General features: G+C 45.0%; 20 protein-coding genes and 1 tRNA gene. 14 read left to right on the top strand and 7 right to left on the bottom strand.

What is annotated here, in order from left to right; translation table 11 throughout:
* Positions 1-36 precede the first annotated feature (36 nt).
* Positions 37-318 (bottom strand): helix-turn-helix domain-containing protein, encoded by a 282-nt coding sequence (locus GVI43_RS13255; protein ID WP_159567338.1) that lies wholly within the window; start codon positions 316-318, stop codon positions 37-39.
* Positions 319-965: 647 nt separating this feature from the next.
* On the opposite strand from GVI43_RS13255, the gene GVI43_RS13250 reads away from it, so the two are divergent.
* Complete coding sequence (locus GVI43_RS13250; RefSeq protein ID WP_159567337.1) at positions 966-1,361, top strand: DNA-binding protein; 396 nt, start codon at positions 966-968, stop codon at positions 1,359-1,361.
* A gap of 65 nt (positions 1,362-1,426) precedes the next feature.
* On the opposite strand, the gene ispB is transcribed toward GVI43_RS13250, so the two are convergent.
* Positions 1,427-2,398, bottom strand: coding sequence for an octaprenyl diphosphate synthase (ispB, locus tag GVI43_RS13245; protein ID WP_159567336.1), 972 nt, complete (start codon positions 2,396-2,398; stop codon positions 1,427-1,429).
* A gap of 265 nt (positions 2,399-2,663) precedes the next feature.
* On the opposite strand from ispB, the gene rplU reads away from it, so the two are divergent.
* From rplU to amyA, 5 genes are all read left to right on the top strand, one after another.
* Positions 2,664-2,975 carry a 50S ribosomal protein L21 gene (rplU, locus tag GVI43_RS13240; protein ID WP_159567335.1) on the top strand — a complete coding sequence of 104 codons (312 nt, stop codon included), beginning with the start codon at positions 2,664-2,666 and terminating at the stop codon, positions 2,973-2,975.
* 18 nt (positions 2,976-2,993) lie between these two features.
* Positions 2,994-3,251: a 50S ribosomal protein L27 gene (gene rpmA, locus GVI43_RS13235; RefSeq protein WP_029094365.1), complete on the top strand. Its 258-nt coding sequence runs from the start codon at positions 2,994-2,996 to the stop codon at positions 3,249-3,251.
* Between the two features lie 189 nt (positions 3,252-3,440).
* Positions 3,441-4,400 (top strand): DMT family transporter, encoded by a 960-nt coding sequence (locus tag GVI43_RS13230; protein WP_159567334.1) that lies wholly within the window; start codon positions 3,441-3,443, stop codon positions 4,398-4,400.
* 88 nt (positions 4,401-4,488) lie between these two features.
* Positions 4,489-5,691: an Obg family GTPase CgtA gene (gene cgtA, locus GVI43_RS13225; protein WP_159567333.1), complete on the top strand. Its 1,203-nt coding sequence runs from the start codon at positions 4,489-4,491 to the stop codon at positions 5,689-5,691.
* A gap of 145 nt (positions 5,692-5,836) precedes the next feature.
* Entirely contained in the window at positions 5,837-7,333 is a 1,497-nt protein-coding gene (gene amyA, locus GVI43_RS13220) for an alpha-amylase (RefSeq protein ID WP_170324336.1), read from the top strand.
* A 55-nt stretch (positions 7,334-7,388) separates the two neighbouring features.
* Here the strand turns inward: amyA and dacB are convergent, their stop codons facing one another.
* On the bottom strand, positions 7,389-8,822 hold the full coding sequence (gene dacB / locus GVI43_RS13215) for a serine-type D-Ala-D-Ala carboxypeptidase (RefSeq protein ID WP_159567331.1): 1,434 nt from the start codon (positions 8,820-8,822) through the stop codon (positions 7,389-7,391).
* Between the two features lie 370 nt (positions 8,823-9,192).
* Here dacB and greA point away from each other — a divergent pair, with 370 nt between their 5' ends.
* The gene (gene greA / locus GVI43_RS13210) at positions 9,193-9,669 is read left to right on the top strand and encodes a transcription elongation factor GreA (protein ID WP_159567330.1); all 477 of its coding nucleotides are present in this window, start codon (positions 9,193-9,195) and stop codon (positions 9,667-9,669) included.
* Positions 9,670-9,755: 86 nt separating this feature from the next.
* Here greA and yhbY read toward each other — a convergent pair whose 3' ends face one another.
* Positions 9,756-10,049, bottom strand: a complete 294-nt coding sequence (gene yhbY / locus GVI43_RS13205; RefSeq protein ID WP_159567329.1) for a ribosome assembly RNA-binding protein YhbY — start codon at positions 10,047-10,049, stop codon at positions 9,756-9,758.
* A 111-nt stretch (positions 10,050-10,160) separates the two neighbouring features.
* Between yhbY and rlmE the strand changes: the two genes are divergently transcribed.
* The 7 genes from rlmE to GVI43_RS13170 all read left to right on the top strand — a co-directional run bounded on the left by rlmE (position 10,161) and on the right by GVI43_RS13170 (position 16,629).
* Positions 10,161-10,787: a 23S rRNA (uridine(2552)-2'-O)-methyltransferase RlmE gene (gene rlmE / locus GVI43_RS13200; RefSeq protein WP_159567328.1), complete on the top strand. Its 627-nt coding sequence runs from the start codon at positions 10,161-10,163 to the stop codon at positions 10,785-10,787.
* Positions 10,788-10,834: 47 nt separating this feature from the next.
* Complete coding sequence (gene ftsH / locus GVI43_RS13195) at positions 10,835-12,778, top strand: ATP-dependent zinc metalloprotease FtsH (RefSeq protein ID WP_159567327.1); 1,944 nt, start codon at positions 10,835-10,837, stop codon at positions 12,776-12,778.
* 176 nt (positions 12,779-12,954) lie between these two features.
* Positions 12,955-13,788 (top strand): dihydropteroate synthase, encoded by an 834-nt coding sequence (folP, locus tag GVI43_RS13190; protein ID WP_159567326.1) that lies wholly within the window; start codon positions 12,955-12,957, stop codon positions 13,786-13,788.
* 7 nt (positions 13,789-13,795) lie between these two features.
* Entirely contained in the window at positions 13,796-15,136 is a 1,341-nt protein-coding gene (gene glmM / locus GVI43_RS13185) for a phosphoglucosamine mutase (RefSeq protein ID WP_159567325.1), read from the top strand.
* A gap of 91 nt (positions 15,137-15,227) precedes the next feature.
* The gene (locus GVI43_RS13180) at positions 15,228-15,947 is read left to right on the top strand and encodes a glycoside hydrolase family 25 protein (RefSeq protein ID WP_159567324.1); all 720 of its coding nucleotides are present in this window, start codon (positions 15,228-15,230) and stop codon (positions 15,945-15,947) included.
* Positions 15,948-16,182: 235 nt separating this feature from the next.
* A complete protein-coding gene (gene secG / locus GVI43_RS13175) occupies positions 16,183-16,515 on the top strand; it encodes a preprotein translocase subunit SecG (protein ID WP_159567323.1) in 333 nt (110 codons plus the stop codon).
* A 27-nt stretch (positions 16,516-16,542) separates the two neighbouring features.
* A tRNA-Leu gene (locus GVI43_RS13170) sits at positions 16,543-16,629 on the top strand.
* Between the two features lie 342 nt (positions 16,630-16,971).
* On the opposite strand, the gene GVI43_RS16085 is transcribed toward GVI43_RS13170, so the two are convergent.
* The 3 genes from GVI43_RS16085 to GVI43_RS13160 all read right to left on the bottom strand — a co-directional run.
* A complete protein-coding gene (locus GVI43_RS16085; RefSeq protein WP_159567384.1) occupies positions 16,972-17,115 on the bottom strand; it encodes a transposase in 144 nt (47 codons plus the stop codon).
* 220 nt (positions 17,116-17,335) lie between these two features.
* On the bottom strand, positions 17,336-17,518 hold the full coding sequence (locus tag GVI43_RS16080; RefSeq protein ID WP_425482152.1) for an IS1/IS1595 family N-terminal zinc-binding domain-containing protein: 183 nt from the start codon (positions 17,516-17,518) through the stop codon (positions 17,336-17,338).
* 98 nt (positions 17,519-17,616) lie between these two features.
* Positions 17,617-18,267 (bottom strand): autotransporter outer membrane beta-barrel domain-containing protein (locus GVI43_RS13160; RefSeq protein WP_159567322.1); only part of this gene is annotated, 651 nt, incomplete at its 5' end.

Here is an 18,267-nt window from a genome sequence, read left to right as displayed (position 1 = left end):
TTATCAATTTATTTAGTTTTAGTCGGTTCCTACATTTTAGAAACTATCGGAAGTATCTTTTTTATTCTTCTGCTGACGACATACAAGTAGTTTATTGGTTCTAGCATCAAAGTAGCGACTAGGCCAGATTTCAGAGGGATGAATTCTTAGCTCATTAGCGATCAGCCATTCGCCCTTTGGCCATGGTCTAACTAAAGCGTTAGCTAAGGTTGATGAACTTAAACCTGACTGACGTGAAAGCGCAGCTAACGTTGTGCCTTGTTTGCGCAGTGCCGCAATAATATCTGCGGGATGCCAGTCATCTTTCCTTAAAGCCATTTAATTATACTCCTTTTCAATATGCCAGTTAATTACAGGCGTTACGAAAACAACTAATATATACCTGTTATTCAGGTTTAAAATATTAATCCTTAATATTTTCAATCAATTTAATATCAACAAAATTTCTAATTTAGTTCAAACGATTTATTTTATGGATAGCACAATTATTTCTATGACATAGCTGTTTTTTAGTTGGTAAATTCGTTTATTTTCATTTGGTTATGTCTTGAATGGTGATCTGGTCGCGTTAGTTTTAGATGAGTGGATATTTATTTTTATTCATTAAGTAAAGTGATTTTTATATTAAATTGGTCATTAAGTTATTCTAATTTTATATCTATTATGAATGTTAGGTAAGGTTATTCCATTAGCATCTTCATCCTCCGATTTATTGATTTATTTGGCTAAAAGAACCTCGCAGAAAATACGTTTTTACAATGAGTTAACCTGTCTTTTTAGACAGGAAAAGAAATTTAAACTAGTCTTTTTTTTATTTATGCGACTAACATAACCCAGTTACCGGTTTATATATTCGAGCCGTAATAAACGGCACATGCTTTACTAAAACGAAATATTTCATCTGTATTTAAGAAAGTCATAAGTGAACTGACAGTATGGAATAGCGAGCGAAAGGGTAATATTTTATGAAAAAAGAATGGTTTTCAACAAATGAGCTGACAGGGATTGCTGGGCTACCTTCTACCATTCAGGGAATTAATCAGAAAGCTCGTAGGGAACAGTGGAATAGTCGTAAACGCCTCGGCATTCAGGGTAAGGCGCTTGAGTATCATATTGATAGTATTCCAGATAAAGCCCGGAGCGTTTTACGGGCTAATGAGAACGGCACGCAGTATATTGCTAATAGTAATGATCCATTTTCTATCTGGGTTACTGCATATAACCAATTAACGCTGACGGAGCGAGAGCAAATAACGTCATTGATCGTCCGATATGGCGTTACCGGCTTAATGGCTAAAGTAAATGCGCGCACAGAAAGTAACGTAACGGTGCCTGAGGCTGAACTTAGCGAAGTAGAATAGGATTACTGTTACAAAAATATAGACAGCGGGCCACTGCGGCAGACCGCTGTCTATGTGTAAAACTGCTAGGTGTCTCTGTGTACAGAAAGGCGGGCTAAACCTTCCAACGCGGCTTTATACGGCGTGTCGGGTAGGCAAGCTAGCGCGGCAATTGCTTTGTCCGCTTCTTCTTCGGCTCGTTTTTGGGTATATGCCAGTGAACCACATTGGTGCATGGTTTCTAATACGGGCTGTAGCAGGTGCCTGCCGTTCCCTTGTTCAATCGCTTCACGAATTTGTGCTGACCTTTCAGGGCTTCCATTATGCATTGCGTGCAGCAATGGTAGGGTAGGTTTGCCTTCGTTAAGATCGTCACCTAGATTTTTTCCTAATTTGGCTCCGTTAGCGCTGTAATCCAGTAAATCGTCAATTAGCTGGAATGCCGTACCAATATAGCGACCATAATCCTGTAAGGCCTTTTCTTGTTCAGGCGTTCCATTAGCCAAAATGGCTGACGTTTGCGCAGCAGCTTCGAACAATCGGGCCGTTTTACTGTAAATCACCTGCATATAATTTTCTTCAGTGATATTTGGGTTGTTGCAGTTCATTAACTGCATGACTTCCCCTTCAGCAATAACGTTAGTTGCTGACGACATCAGTTTGAGAATTTTTAATGACCCGAGGCTAGTCATCATCTGAAACGAACGGGTATAGATAAAGTCACCAACTAACACGCTGGCCGCGTTACCAAACGCTGCATTAGCCGTAGCCTTTCCTCTGCGAAGATCGGACTCATCAACAACGTCATCATGAAGTAACGTCGCAGTATGGATAAATTCAATTAGAGCGGCGGAAGTAATGTGTCCGTCACCTTGGTAATCAAGAGCCCTGGCTGCAAGCACAGCAATCATTGGGCGGATACGTTTTCCTCCGCCGCTAATGATGTAATGTCCCAATTGATTGATAAGTACTACATCTGAATCTAACTGGGCCAGTATTGCCGCGTTGACCGCTGCCATGTCCTGTTCTGCTAACTGCGTGATTTTTTCAATGTTCATAGCGTCAATTATAATATTATCATTTTATTTTGATATTAGGGGCCATCCTCCGGCACGCAAAAAACGTGCGCCGAGGCAAGAGGATTGTACTTGAAAACGAGCGTAGATGAACGTCCTTAAATGTGCTTAATTATTTTCTTCTCATTCTTATCATATCTACGCTTGTCATCGGTTAGATTTTTGCGTAGAATTCGCGCCCTATTGTGAATATTTTATAGCGCACTCTATACACATTAAGTCGGATGCGCGGAAATGCGGAGTTTATATGTACGCGGTTTTCCAAAGTGGTGGTAAACAACACCGAGTAAGCGAAGGGCAAACTGTTCGCTTGGAAAAGCTGGACATCGCAACGGGTGAAACTATTGAGTTTGACCAAGTTATGATGATTGCTAACGGTGATGACGTTAAGATTGGCGTTCCATACGTTGACGGCAGCAAAGTTAAAGCAGAGATTGTGGCACACGGTCGTGGCGATAAAATTAAAATCGTCAAGTTCCGTCGTCGTAAGCACTACCGTAAGCAGCAGGGCCACCGTCAGTGGTTTACTGATGTTAAAATCACTGCTATCAGCGCTTAAGGTATAGGAGATCGATAAATGGCACATAAAAAGGCTGGCGGTTCCACACGAAATGGCCGCGATTCTGAAGCGAAACGTTTAGGCGTTAAGCGTTTTGGTGGTGAATCAATTCTGGCTGGCAACATTCTGGTACGTCAACGTGGTACTAAGTTCCACGCGGGTACTAACGTAGGTTGCGGTCGCGATCACACTCTGTTTGCTTTAATTGACGGTAAAGTCAAATTTGAAGTAAAAGGCCCGAAAAATCGTAAGTTTATCAGCATCGAAGCTGAATAACTTTTTCGAGCCCCAATAGATGTAAGGCCCTGCAATTGTTATTGCGGGGCTTTTTATTTTTAAAGGTATGTTAGCTCATCGGCTGTTGATGACATGACTGATGGATTATTATTGATCAATCTGTTGTGGTGATACTTGAAATTGGTATCTGAATAGAATTCGTTCCGTAGCGCTGGAGCCGTTAGATAAATGTCGCAAGTAAAACAGAGTGTGGGATTAGGCATTACGTTTGCACTAATAACTGCGGTGTTATGGGGTATGGTGCCAATTGCGATAAAGCAACTTTTGCCGGATATGACACCTAATACCATTGTTTGGTATCGTTTTATTATATCTGCAGTGGGTCTTGGCATCGTATTAGCGGTTCAGCATAAGTTACCTAGCTTAAGCTTATTTAAGCGCCCTCGTTGGTTGGCCATGTTAATCATTGCCTCATTGGGATTGGTCGGAAACTTTATTCTATACAGCTCTGCATTACAGTATTTAACGCCGACTGCTTCTCAGGTGATTGTACAGCTATCGCCGGTAGGGTTGATGTTTGCCAGCGTACTGATACTCAAAGAAAGTATGAGAATCACCCAGGTTATCGGTGCCGCGATGTTAATTTTTGGTTTGGTATTGTTTTTTAATACTAACCTGATTGAAATATTTACGCGTCTAACCGATTACACCGTGGGCGTGCTGCTGGGCATGTGTTCTGCACTGGTTTGGGTTTGCTATGCGATTGCTCAGAAGATACTACAACGGCGACTGGCAGCTTCTCAGATCCTGTTTCTACTGTATATATTATGTGTGGTTCTCGTTACTCCGATATCAACACCCAGTGAAATTTATAAACTAAACGCATGGCAGTTGGGCTGTCTGGCTTTTTGTGGATTGAATACTCTAGTTGCCTATGGCGCTTTGGGTGAAGCGATGGCGCGCTGGCAGGTGGCACAAGTGAGTGCCCTGATTACGCTGACTCCTTTGTTTACTTTAGTATTTTCTGATTTATTAGCATTGTTCTGGCCAGATGTATTCTCCATGACGGTGCTAAATATACTTGGATATAGCGGCGCATTCATTGTTGTTATGGGCGCCATGTTTTCCGCTGCGGGCCATCGACTATTGCCCCGGCGGTCAGAGAAAAAATCGGTATTACCCCTATAAATAGCATTCAGAAATTAACCCGAGAATATAGGGTAAAATCAGAGTAAGGCATTTGGGTAGTCGGATAAATAATTTACGGAGACAGTGAATGAAATTCGTTGATGAAGCAGTCATTCGCGTTGAAGCAGGCGACGGTGGTAACGGTTGTGTAAGCTTCCGCCGCGAAAAATATATTCCTAACGGTGGCCCTGATGGAGGAGACGGCGGTGATGGCGGCGATGTTTACATGATCGCTGATGAGAACCTAAATACGCTGATCGACTATCGTTTTGAGAAATCCTTTCGCGCCGAGCGTGGCCAAAATGGCCAAAGCAAGGCCTGTACCGGTCGCAGAGGCCAAGATGTTACCATCAAGGTTCCTGTAGGAACGCGAATTCAGGATCAGGATACCGGTGAGATTTTAGGCGATTTGACCCGCCATGGGCAAAAAATAATGGTCGCTAAAGGCGGCTTCCATGGCTTAGGTAACCTGCGTTTTAAATCATCAACTAACCGGGCTCCTCGTCAGAAGACCAGCGGTACGCCGGGTGATAAGCATGATCTATTGTTAGAGCTCTTATTGCTGGCCGATGTCGGTATGCTTGGTTTACCAAATGCTGGCAAATCGACCTTTATCCGTGCAGTATCTGCCGCGAAGCCGAAAGTTGCTGACTACCCGTTTACAACGTTAGTGCCTAGTTTAGGCGTGGTGCGTATGGACAGCGAGCAGAGCTTTGTCGTTGCCGATATTCCTGGTCTTATTGAAGGCGCTTCCGATGGCGCAGGCCTAGGTATTCGGTTCCTTAAGCACCTTGAACGTTGTCGTGTGTTGTTGCACCTTATCGATATTGCGCCAATTGATGAATCTGAACCTGTTGAGAATGCTCATATTATTATCAATGAGCTGAATCAATACAGTGAAAACTTAGCGGATAAACCGCGTTGGCTGGTATTTAACAAAGTCGATCTGGTTAGTGAAGAAGAAGCCGAGGCAAGAGCAAAAGAGATCGCTGATGCATTAGGCTGGGAAGGTAAATATTACCTGATTTCAGCGGCTAATCGCGCCGGTGTGACGGCACTCTGCTGGGACGTTATGGCCTTCCTGAACGCGCATCCTAAAACGATGGCTATTGAAGAAGTTGCTCCAGAGAAAGTCGAGTTTATGTGGGATGACTACCATCGTGAGCAATTAGATGGTTCTGATAGTAACAGTAAGGAAGAGATTTGGACCGGTTCTGATGAAGATGACGACGATGATGATTGGGACGAAGAAGATGACGACGGCGTTGAAATTATTTATGAACGACGCTAACCGATCGACATATTGAATCGACTAATGAAGGCTGCCTTAAGGCAGCCTTTTCTTTTTGTTCGGGTAATTAATATTATCTTTCGCTGTATTTTTAGCCAATCAACACCATACTTTTACTGAATCCAATCGACTTATGGAACCAGTAATTATGAAAAAAGCAATCATACTGCAGTTTTTCCATTGGTATTATCCTGATGGTGGCAAATTGTGGCCTGAGGCCGTAGAACGTGCTGAACAACTGGCTGAGTTAGGGATAACCGCCGTGTGGTTACCTCCTCCTTATAAAGGGGCTTCTGGCGGCTATTCTGTGGGGTATGACTCTTATGACCTATTTGATCTTGGTGAGTTTGAGCAGAAAGGATCTCGCGCGACTAAATATGGTGATAAGGATGGCCTGCTTAAGGCGGTTAATACCCTTAAAGATAACGGGTTAGAGGTCTATTTAGATATTGTTCTCAACCATAAACTGGGTGCTGATGAAAAGGAAAAGATTCAGGTCAAAAAGGTTGATTCGGATAATCGTAATGATATTTCCAACGAAGTGATAGAAGCGCTGGCCTATACCCGATTTACTTTTCCCGGTCGGCAGAATAAGTACTCTGAATACGTTTGGGATTTCCATAGCTTTAGCGGTGTTGACTATATTGAAGAGCCTCGGGAAGAGGGGATATTCAAAATTGTTAATGACTATGCTGATGACGGATGGAACGATGAGGTTGATAGTGAAAACGGCAACTATGATTTTCTGATGGGAGCCAACATTGAGTACCGAAACCCGGCGGTGATGGAAGAACTTAAGCGCTGGATAACCTGGTTGATGGAAACGGTACCCTGTGATGGTTTCAGGCTCGACGCGGTAAAACATATTCCTGCATGGTTCTTTAAGCAATGGCTGGATCATGCCAGAGGTACCGTTCAGAGAGACTTATTTACCGTGGCCGAATATTGGTCGCACGACTTGAGCATTTTGCAGCAATATCTGGACTTAGTTGACGATAAGCTAATGCTATTTGATGCACCGCTTCATCTGAATTTCTATCATGCTTCAAAAGGCGGCGACGAGTTTGACCTGACGACGATCTTTGACGGTTCTTTAGTTGCTGCCAACGCAGAACATGCGGTAACGCTTGTTGCTAATCATGATACGCAGCCTCTACAGTCGCTGGAAACGCCAGTTGACCCTTGGTTTAAACCCTTAGCCTATGCGCTGATCCTAATGCGTGAACAGGGTGTTCCCTGCATTTTTTATCCAGACCTATTCGGCGCGAGCTATCAGGATGAGGGAAGTGATGGTGAGCTTTATGACATTGAGATGTCTGCGATAGAGGAACTGCCTTTGTTGATACAGGCGCGCCAACGTTTTGCTAACGGAATACAGACCGAATACTTTGATGATGCTAACTGTATTGCCTTTGTCCGCTCAGGAACCAACGAAGAGCCCGGTTGTGTCGTGATTCTATCGAACGGAGCTGAGAATAAGAAAAATATTCCATTAGGCGATGGATTCGCAAACAAAAATTATCGTGATTATCTTGGCAAACGTGAAGAGACGATAACGACCGATGAACAGGGAAATGCAGATTTTCCGGTTAACGGCGGTAGTGTCAGCGTGTGGGTTTTGGAAGAGACGATGGATAGCTGATAGATTTAAACCATATAGGCGGTTTTGTTCCGCCCGATATGGTTGTTTCCGACGATTAGTTACTCGTGTAAATATCCCGGTAAAGCATGCTTTCAAATCCGGCCAACGTTGCTTTACGACTTGAGCGATCCTGTGGTGACATGGCGTAGCCAGATAGATACTGAACAAACGCCATTTTCTCACCGCTGGCCGTAGTGATGAAGCCAGCCAGATTGTAAACTCCCTGAAGCGCCCCGGTTTTCGCCGAGACTTTACCGTCTAACCCGGCGTCTTTAAAGCCACTGCGGGAACGGAGGGTTCCGTCCTGACCGGAGACGGGCAGCATTGAAATAAAATCTAGCTGGGCGTCGTGCTGCGCGATATATTGTAAAATCTGCATCATCGTATCAGCCGCAATCAGGTTATGTCTAGATAAGCCGGAGCCGTCGGCGATAACTGTATTACCAATATCAATCCCAGCCTGCTGACGTAGCGTTAAACGAACCGCATTAGAGCCTGAACGCCATGTTCCCGGAACGCCATATTGCCTGTTACCCATGGTACGAAAGACGGTATCGGCAATCATATTATCAGAAACTTTTAGCATCACTTTGAGTAGATCGTGTAACGCTACTGACTGAGTTTGCGCCAACACTTTGGCTGGCGCCGTTGGTGACGTTTGGTATCTGATAGCGTTACCAATTTGAATTCCTGCCTGTTGAAATTCACTCTTTAATATCTGGCCTGCGTAATCGGCACCGTCCTGAATCGCGAACGCTAATGAAATCGGCTTCTCTTGCTGAGTCATGCATCCTGCCAGGGTGTATCTCTGATTCTCACTGGCAATAACATCAAATTCACAGTAACGGGCATCCGGTGAGTTTTGCGGATAAGATTTTACGTTGCTGATAACTTGAACGGGGTAATAAGGTGCTACCTGCGCTGTTGCCGTGCCACCGCTCTGTTTTGACGTTTGCAGAGCAATAGTAAAACAGTTTTTATCAACAATGGCCGCAGAAGGCGGAGCGCTGAAACATTGGGTCAAATCGTTCCATGACCAGCCGGGCGCTTTATCGTGGCTGGCAAATACCGATGAATCAATCACCAGACTGCCGGATATCTTCTGTAATCCTTGCTGTTTGAGCGACTGCACCATATTACGCAGTTGCTGGCGTTTTAGCGTAGGGTCACCGCTAAAACGAACAATCAGATCGCCATTAAGAACGCCGTTGCTGAAGGTTGCGGAACTTTCCATTGTGGTGATAAATTTGAAATCTGGCCCAAGCTGTAATAATGCGGCTAATGCGGTAACGACTTTTTGTGTACTGGCCGGCAGGCTTAGCTGTTTACCGTGGTAGTCTATAGATGGTGTCGATGCGCCGACTTTTTGTACCATCAGGGAGAGGCTAGCACCGTCCGGGAGGGATTCAGCATATTGTTCAATCGGTGCTGCCTGTACGGTGAATGCCAATGTACATGCCAACCCGGTGAAAATTTTCAATAAACGCATAATTAATTGGTACCTGCTTGCCTGCATAAATAATATTGTCCTGAATAGCCGGTTTTGATACTACGCTTTCGGGCTCTCGACTCGAATAGGGGCAATGGTTTGAGCGGCTGAAAGTGTACCATTATTCGATTCAGTAATTTATCCCATGATTGCCATACTATGGCTGATGTATGATAAAAGTAAACAATGACCCCAAAGCAACTCTAAGGTAAAATGGGGCCTCAATGCGATATTTGTTTGGCTTGGTTAAATGGTGCCGGGTCGGACTGCTTTTGTTTGTAAAGTAGACAGCCTTGTAGAGAAAGGCCGTCAATTTATTATAAATCGTTGCGGCTGTGGCTAATGTCAGCGATTTAAGAGGAAAGGATAGATGAAACAAATTCCAATGACGTTACTTGGGGCCGAGAACCTGCGTGAAGAGCTCGAATACTTAAAAAGCGTACGTAGACCCAAAATCATTTCTGATATTGCCGAAGCGCGTGCTCACGGCGATCTGAAAGAAAATGCGGAATATCATGCCGCTCGCGAGCAGCAAGGTTTCTGCGAAGGTCGTATCCAAGATATCGAAGCTAAGCTATCTAACGTCCAGATTATTGATGTGACTAAAATGCCAAATACCGGCCGGGTGATTTTTGGTACCACGGTTGATGTGATGAATCTGGAAACTGAAGAAGAGCTGACTTATCGTATCGTGGGTGACGATGAGGCCGATTTTAAGCAAAATTTGATCTCAATTAACTCACCGATGGCCCGCGGGCTTATTGGCAAAGAAGCCGACGATGTTGTAATCATCAAGGCACCCGGTGGCGATATCGAGTTTGAGATTTTAAAGGTTCAATACCTCTAATTTCTGGTCATATTACATTTGGTCAATATCTGGCTGAATGTAAAGAAATGAAAAAAGGCGACAATTATCACCTTTTTTCATCAAACTTAACGAGGCAGGCTGATTTTTTTATCTTTACTTGCTCTATAGAGCACTAAAATACTGCCAATCACCTGCACATTGTTAGCGCCAGTTTCACGAGTAATCGCTTCAGCAATCAGTTGTTTTGTTTCGCGCTCTTCCGTTGATATTTTTACTTTTATCAGCTCATGATGTTCTAAAGCCTGTTCGATTTCAGCGAGGACGCCCTCTGTAAGGCCGTTCCCACCTATCATCACTACAGGTTTTAAAGGGTGCGCTAAGCTTTTAAGATGTTGCTTTTGCTTGTTAGATAGATTCATTTTCTTTACGTCAGTTTGGGTTTGGGGTTGAAAACGGCTTATTCTACCGCCATCTGATACTTATCACCAATTTGGTGTGAAGCCGATAGACATTTATAGTTGGAATACCTCATGGGTAAAAAGCGTTCAGGCAGTTCAACACGCTGGTTACAAGAACACTTTAACGATAAATATGTACAACAGGCGCAGAAAAAGGGGCTACGTTCCCGCGCATGGTTTAAACTAGATGAAATACAGCAAACAGACAAATTATTTAAATCAGGAATGACCATTGTCGATCTGGGTGCTGCACCGGGTGGTTGGTCACAATATGTTGTGACACAAATTGGTAACACGGGTAGAGTGATTGCATGCGACATTTTACCTATGGATCCAATCGTTGGTGTTGACTTTCTTCAGGGCGATTTTCGTGATGAGATGGTCCTGAAAGCCTTGTTAGAGCGCGTAGGTGACGGCAAGGTTCAGGTAGTAATGTCCGATATGGCGCCGAATATGAGTGGCACTCCTGCCGTTGATATTCCAAGGTCGATGTATCTAGTGGAACTGGCGTTAGAGATGTGTAGAGATGTACTAGCGCCGGGCGGCAGTTTTTTGGTGAAGGTCTTTCAAGGGGAGGGATTTGATGAGTATTTACGCGAAGTCCGCTCTTTCTTTAACACAGTAAAAGTCCGTAAACCTGATGCTTCGCGAGCTCGTTCACGTGAAGTATACATTGTAGCGACTGGGCGAAAACTATAGTACCCTAACGCGTATTGTTAATACCATTGTAATATGAGGTTAATTCCTTGAGTGATATGGCGAAAAACCTAATTCTCTGGTTGGTCATCGCGGTTGTCCTGATGACTGTATTTCAGAGCTTCGGACCTAGCGAATCTAATAGTCGTCGAACTGACTATTCTGAGTTTATGACGCAGGTTAGTAATAACCAGGTTAGCGAAGCTCGCATTAGTGGGCGCGAAATTCAGTATAAAACACAGCAAGACAAAGCGACCCATACAACTTATATACCTGTTGAAGATCCATTACTTATTAGTCTGTTGCTAAAAAATAATGTAAAAACTGTCGGTGAACCGCCGGAACAACCGGGCTTCCTGCAACAAGTATTTATCTCCTGGTTCCCGATGCTTCTGTTGATTGGCGTCTGGATCTTCTTTATGCGCCAAATGCAAGGCGGCGGTGGTAAAGGTGCGATGTCATTCGGCAAAAGTAAGGCCAGAATGTTATCGGAAGAGCAGATCAAGACGACCTTTGCTGACGTTGCCGGTTGTGATGAAGCAAAAGAAGACGTCAGTGAATTAGTTGAGTTTTTACGTGACCCAAGCCGGTTCCAAAAGCTAGGTGGTAAAATCCCTAAAGGCATTTTGATGGTCGGTCCTCCGGGTACCGGTAAAACTTTGCTGGCTAAAGCGATTGCCGGTGAAGCTAAAGTGCCATTCTTTACCATTTCCGGCTCTGACTTTGTTGAAATGTTTGTTGGTGTTGGTGCATCTCGCGTTCGTGATATGTTCGAACAGGCTAAGAAAGCCGCCCCTTGTATCATCTTTATCGATGAAATCGATGCGGTGGGCCGTCAGCGTGGCGCTGGCTTAGGCGGCGGTCACGATGAGCGTGAGCAAACCTTGAACCAAATGCTGGTTGAGATGGACGGTTTTGAAGGTAATGAAGGCGTTATCGTTATTGCCGCTACTAACCGTCCGGACGTTTTGGATCCTGCATTGTTACGCCCGGGTCGTTTTGACCGTCAGGTTGTTGTTGGATTACCAGACGTTCGCGGGCGCGCCCAAATTCTTAAAGTCCATATGCGCCGCGTACCAGTATCGCCAGACGTAGACGAGTCCGTTATCGCTCGCGGTACGCCGGGTTTCTCTGGTGCTGATTTAGCTAACTTAGTTAACGAAGCCGCTCTGTTTGCTGCCCGTACTAATAAGCGCGTTGTATCCATGGTTGAATTTGAAAAAGCCAAAGATAAGATCATGATGGGTGCTGAGCGTCGTTCAATGGTGATGACCGAAGAGCAGAAAGAGTCGACGGCTTACCATGAAGCTGGCCATGCGATTGTTGGCCGTTTGGTACCGGAACACGATCCGGTTCATAAGGTAACGATTATTCCTCGCGGACGGGCGTTAGGCGTAACCTTCTTCCTTCCTGAGGGCGACGCAATCAGCGTGAACCGCCAGAAGTTGGAAAGTATGATCTCGGTTGCTTATGGTGGTCGTTTGGCCGAAGAGTTAATCTATGGCGAGAATAAAGTATCGACAGGGGCATCTCAGGATATCAAATACGCTACATCGATTGCGCGTAACATGGTAACTCAGTGGGGCTTCTCTGAAAAATTGGGCCCGCTACTGTATGCTGAAGAAGAAGGTGAAGTCTTCCTTGGCCGCTCGATGTCAAAAACTAAGCACATGTCTGATGAAACTGCGCGCATTATCGATCAGGAAGTGAAATTGCTGATCGAACGTAACTATCAGCGTGCAAGGCAAATTCTGGAAGACAATATCGACATCATGCATGCTATGAAAGATGCGCTGATGAAGTATGAAACCATTGATGCTCCTCAGGTCGACGATCTAATGGCCCGTCGTGAAGTTCGTACTCCAGCTGGTTGGGATGACGCACAGAGTGGTGGAACTAAACCACCTGTGGATAATACTCAGGTTCCGGTTATGCCTTCTGAACCAACGGATCTGCATAAGCCTGAAACACCAAGTGATAAACCGGCAGTTTAAGTGAATCATATTGGTTAACCGTGGTAATAAAACCCCCGAGCTTGCTCGGGGGTTTTGTCTTTGTTGCTACAGTGAAGCATATTTTGACTAAAGAGCTTTTTTGTTTCTTATTAGTCATCTGGTCCGAAGTAAAATAATATTAGCTATTGATTAATATTGGCCTAAAGGAATTCACCATGAAGTTAGAAAGCAGGGGACTAACGCTAGAGCTCTCCTATCCACAGGTGATGGGGATCCTCAACGTAACGCCTGACTCCTTCTCTGATGGCGGCCGCTATAGTCAGATAGATAACGCTTTACGCCATGCAAATGAAATGATTCAGGCCGGAGCTACCATTATTGATATTGGCGGCGAATCAACCCGGCCCGGAGCGGCAGACGTTTCCGTTGCGGAAGAGCTTGATCGGGTTATTCCGGTTGCTGAGGCAATAGCTAAAAACTTTGAAATCTGGGTTTCGGTTGATACATCCAAGCCGGAAGTGATGAGGGAATCAAACCGCGTTGGGGTTCACCTGATCAATGATATCAGAGCATTACAAGAGCCGGGAGCAATTGACGCGGCGCTTGAAACGGGATTGCCAGTTTGCCTGATGCATATGCAAGGCATACCCAAAAATATGCAGCATGAGCCTCAGTATCAGGACGTGGTGGCTGACGTTGATGCATTTTTCGCTCAACATGTTGCTCGTTGTATCAATGCCGGTATTAATAAGAATAAAATATTGCTCGACCCAGGGTTCGGTTTTGGCAAAAATCTAAAGCATAATTACCAATTATTGTCCCATTTGTCTGACTTTCACCATTTTGGTTTGCCGCTATTGGTAGGAATGTCGAGAAAGTCTATGATAGGGCAACTTTTAAATGTGCCTCCTGAGCAACGGGTTATCGGTAGCGTTACCTGTGCGGTAATTGCCGCAATGCAAGGGGCACAAATTATTCGCGTCCATGACGTAAAAGAAACGGCTGAAGCGATGAGAGTCGTTGAAGCAACACTTTCGGCTAAGGGATAAAAATAACATGAGCAGTAATCGCAAGTATTTTGGCACGGATGGTATTCGGGGCAAGGTTGGTGATCATCCTATCACTCCGGAGTTTGTGCTTAAGCTAGGCTGGGCGGCAGGAAAAGTTTTAGCACGTCACGGCTCCCGTAAAATTATTATCGGTAAAGATACGCGTATTTCCGGTTATATGCTGGAGTCAGCCCTTGAGGCCGGACTGGCTGCTGCCGGTCTGTCTGCTTCTTTTACGGGCCCAATGCCAACGCCTGCAGTTGCTTATCTGACCCGAACTTTCCGTGCTGAAGCGGGCATCGTTATTTCGGCTTCCCATAATCCATATTATGACAACGGAATTAAGTTCTTCTCTATTGACGGAACTAAGCTGCCGGATGAAGTAGAAGAAGCGATAGAAGCTGAAATGGAAAAACCGCTGACCTGCGTAGAGTCAGCCGAGTTGGGCAAAGCCAGCCGCATTAACGATGCCGCTGGTCGTTATATTGAATTCTGTAAAGGCGGTTTCCCAAGTGAACTGAGCCTGAGCGAGTTAAAGATCGTAGTCGACTGTGCCAATGGCGCAACTTATCACATCGCCCCGAGCGTACTGCGTGAACTCGGTGCTAAAGTTATTGCTATCGGCTGCGAGCCTGACGGCATGAATATTAATGAGAAATGCGGTGCAACAGACGTTACCCTGCTGCAAGAACGCGTTCTTGCTGAAAAAGCTCACGTAGGTATCGCTTTTGACGGCGATGGCGATCGGGTAATGATGGTCGATCATTTGGGTAATAAAGTCGATGGCGATCAAATTCTGTATATCATCGCCCGTGAAGCTCTGCGTCAGGGCCAGCTTAAAGGCGGTGCAGTTGGAACACTGATGAGCAATATGGGGCTGGAGCTTGCACTTAAGCAGTTGGGGATCCCATTTGCCAGAGCCAAAGTCGGTGACCGCTACGTTCTGGAAAAAATGAGAGAACTGGGTTGGTCGCTCGGTGCAGAGAATTCAGGTCACGTCATTCTTTTAGATAAGACTACAACGGGTGATGGCATTGTGGCGGGTCTACAGGTGCTGGCCGCCATGGCCCGCAACCATATGACCCTACACGACCTGTGTAGCGGAATGAAACTCTTACCTCAGGTTTTGGTCAACGTACGTTTTGCCGGTAAACATGACCCGTTAGACACTGATAGCGTCAAACAGGCTACGGCTCAGGTTGAACAAGAGTTGTCTGGTCGTGGGCGGGTATTATTGCGCAAATCAGGAACTGAGCCGTTGATTCGGGTGATGGTTGAAGGTGAAGATTATGATCAGGTTTTACGCTTGGCAAATAGCATTGCCGACGCTGTAAAATCGGCGGGCTAAGCATCTCGAGCCACGATTCAGAACAAAGGCGGGATATTCCCGCCTTTGTTCTATCTAATCATTAGCAAACGGTGAAAGGATATTACTACGTATGCCAGTTCGGTATTTATTGTGGATTATTATTGCCATTATTGGAATTGGGGCTTTAACGATTTATTCGCTATATCATGGATATTTAAGGTTTAATTATCCTACTCTGGCTGAATTTCCTATACAGGGAATTGATATATCAAACCATCAAAAGCAAATTGATTGGGATAGCATTGATAAAGATAAAGTCCGCTTTATCTTCGTTAAGGCTAGTGAAGGTGCCGATTTTAAAGATAAAAGCTTTAAGGCTAACTGGGAGTCGGCCAGAAAGCGTAATTTTATCGTCGGAGCCTACCACTTTTTTACTTTTTGCAAATCCGGCGAACAACAGGCTAAAAACTTCATTGAAACCGTACCGCATGAACCCGGTATTTTACCGCCGATTATCGATCTGGAATATGGCGGTAACTGTCAGTCAAACTTAAGCAAAGAGCAGGTAATTACAGAAATAACGGTATTAATAAATCGTCTGGAAGCTTTTTACCATAAGAAGCCAATTTTATATGTGACCAGCGAATTTTTTGATGACTATGCCGCTTATCAATTTGAAGGTAATCCGATCTGGATACGCAATATTTATCGGCAGCCCCTGTTAACCGATGGCCGTTCGTGGACGTTTTGGCAATATGGCAACAGAGGGCGAATTGAGGGCATTGATACCTTTGTCGATCTCAACGTATTTCATGGTACAGAGCAAGCGTTTGACGCGCTTATCCAGTGATGGCGAGCGGGCCGTGATTACTCTATAATACCCAAGTTAACCAAACGCCTATTTAATATATGCCGATTTTTTCTGCAAATACGCACGGGTTGTTAAAATGCGCTTGCACCTACCTGTGGCTTTGGTTAGTATTCACACCCGCTCCAGTCGGGAGAGATCGAATTAACATTGTCTCCAGTTACTGGTACCAGCTTAAGCACGCACGGGGTTATCCCGAAGGATTACAGGCAAGAATATGTACGAAGCGCTTCTTATTATTTTCCTGTTAGTGGCTATCGGACTGGTTGGTCTGGTTATGCTGCAACAAGGTAAAGGTGCTGACATGGGCGCTTCTTTCGGTGCCGGTGCATCAGCAACGCTATTTGGTTCAGGCGGGTCAGGTAACTTCATGACTCGAATGACAGCAATTTTAGCAACGCTATTCTTTGTGATTAGTCTGGCGTTAGGCAATCTTAGTACTCATCAAGATAAGAAAGTCGGTGAGTGGGAAGATCTGAGTACCCCAGTGAAAACTGAGCAGCCTACGCCTGTTCCTCAGAATACGCCAAATAGTGATATCCCGCGTTAAGGGATAAAGAGTTCAAGAGTAATCAGTGCCGAGGTGGTGGAATTGGTAGACACGCTACCTTGAGGTGGTAGTGCCCGATTGGGCTTACGGGTTCAAGTCCCGTCCTCGGTACCAAATTCGAAAAAATAGACGTCATTAGGCGTCTATTTTTTTGTCTGTAATCCGCGTATACATTCATTTTTCTTCATTTTATCTTATCGATAAATCAACGCTATTCAATCCATATCAACTTGCTTGTGAGTATATATGCTCAATCTATGATGTTTTATATACCGATCTGTTCCCGAAATTGTTCCCACCTAATTACGCGACAGCCTCATAATCAACCGGGGACAAATAGCCCAACGTTGAATGCTAGCGACGGCGACTGTAGAACACGTTGATATTCATCGAATATCGTATTCATTGCTTCTGCTCCAGTTCAGCGATTTTGGCCTTAAGGCGGCGTATTTCTAATTATTGTTCGGAGATCTGTGGGACATGGGAAAAGTTGTAGAGAGTGTTCTCTTTGATATCGAGTTCTTGAGCCATACGGGCAACAGATTTGCCACTTTCAAGCAGAAATGCAACCGCTCTGCACTTAAATTCGGAGGAGGGAATAAAGTTGTCTTGTTATAATAACCTCGCTTGCATGTATTAATCTGAAAATAAGGTGCGTAACAATCTTTTTTCAACGTATAAACTTAACTCATTAGTCTAATAAATATATTTATCATTATTCGGGGAAGTAATGAGTCGGCCAGCGTAAGACTATGCCGATTCATTACATCTGTTTTTATTCCCAGATGACGGGCAATTTCTGAATAATCTTGTCCTTCATCTAATCATTTTTAATTGAACGGTTATTATCAGATTTATTTCCCTGATAAATATAACGGGTCTGAAAAGTTCTATTACAGGCAGAGCATAAATAGCGCTGAATACGTGCTCGCGATGTGCCGTGTTTTCTAACGTGTCGGCTATCTTCGCAATAATGACAGCAAGGTTTAGATCTGATTTCCATATGTTCTACATTCCTTGATCTGGATAAAACGTAAACTATGACCGTTGATAAGATAAAGGCCCGCCATTATTCATGGCGGGCCTTTTATTAGCGGATTATCAGAACTTATATTTAAATCCGACGGTTAACGCAGTATCGCTATAGCCTTCATCACCCATTTGCTGAGCCACGTTGGTCCACAGATTAACGTGCTTATTCAGTTGGCCTTCGGCCCCCAGCTTCAGCTCGCCCACGTTTGCGTTGCCCGCTTGCTTGACCGCCACACCGTCCAGCACGGCACCCGCCTGTTCGGTGTTATGCAACCAGTTGGCTTCGACATACACGGTAAATAGCTTGTCGCTACCTTTGTCTTTATCGCTCACGCCGTCACGGGACAGCTTCACGCCCAGACGAGTCTGAACGTTGTTCTCACCCGATGAAGTCACGCGGGTACCGTTAACTTCACGGTGGTCGTCAGCGCTGATACCGCTCCAGGTTACCTGAGCCTGTGGCGTGATAAACACCTGACCGTTCTCACCCTGATAAACCGGGAGACGATAGCCGCTTTCAACCGAGGCGCTCAGGCCACTCATATCGTAGCTTTCGCCCGATAGCTGCTCGCCGTGTACCTCAGCGTCCAGCAGGCTGTACTGCACCCAGCTGTCCACATACAGGCCGTTCAGGGTGTTGGCATCCTGATACCAGGTGGCGTAAACGCCGCCGCTGTAGCCGTCAACCCGGCCTTTGGAGCTATAACCGCTGCGGCTATT

The organism is Budvicia diplopodorum (assembly GCF_009800925.1).
Taxonomy (GTDB): domain Bacteria; phylum Pseudomonadota; class Gammaproteobacteria; order Enterobacterales; family Enterobacteriaceae; genus Budvicia; species Budvicia diplopodorum.
This window is presented reverse-complemented; position numbering and strand designations above follow the sequence as displayed.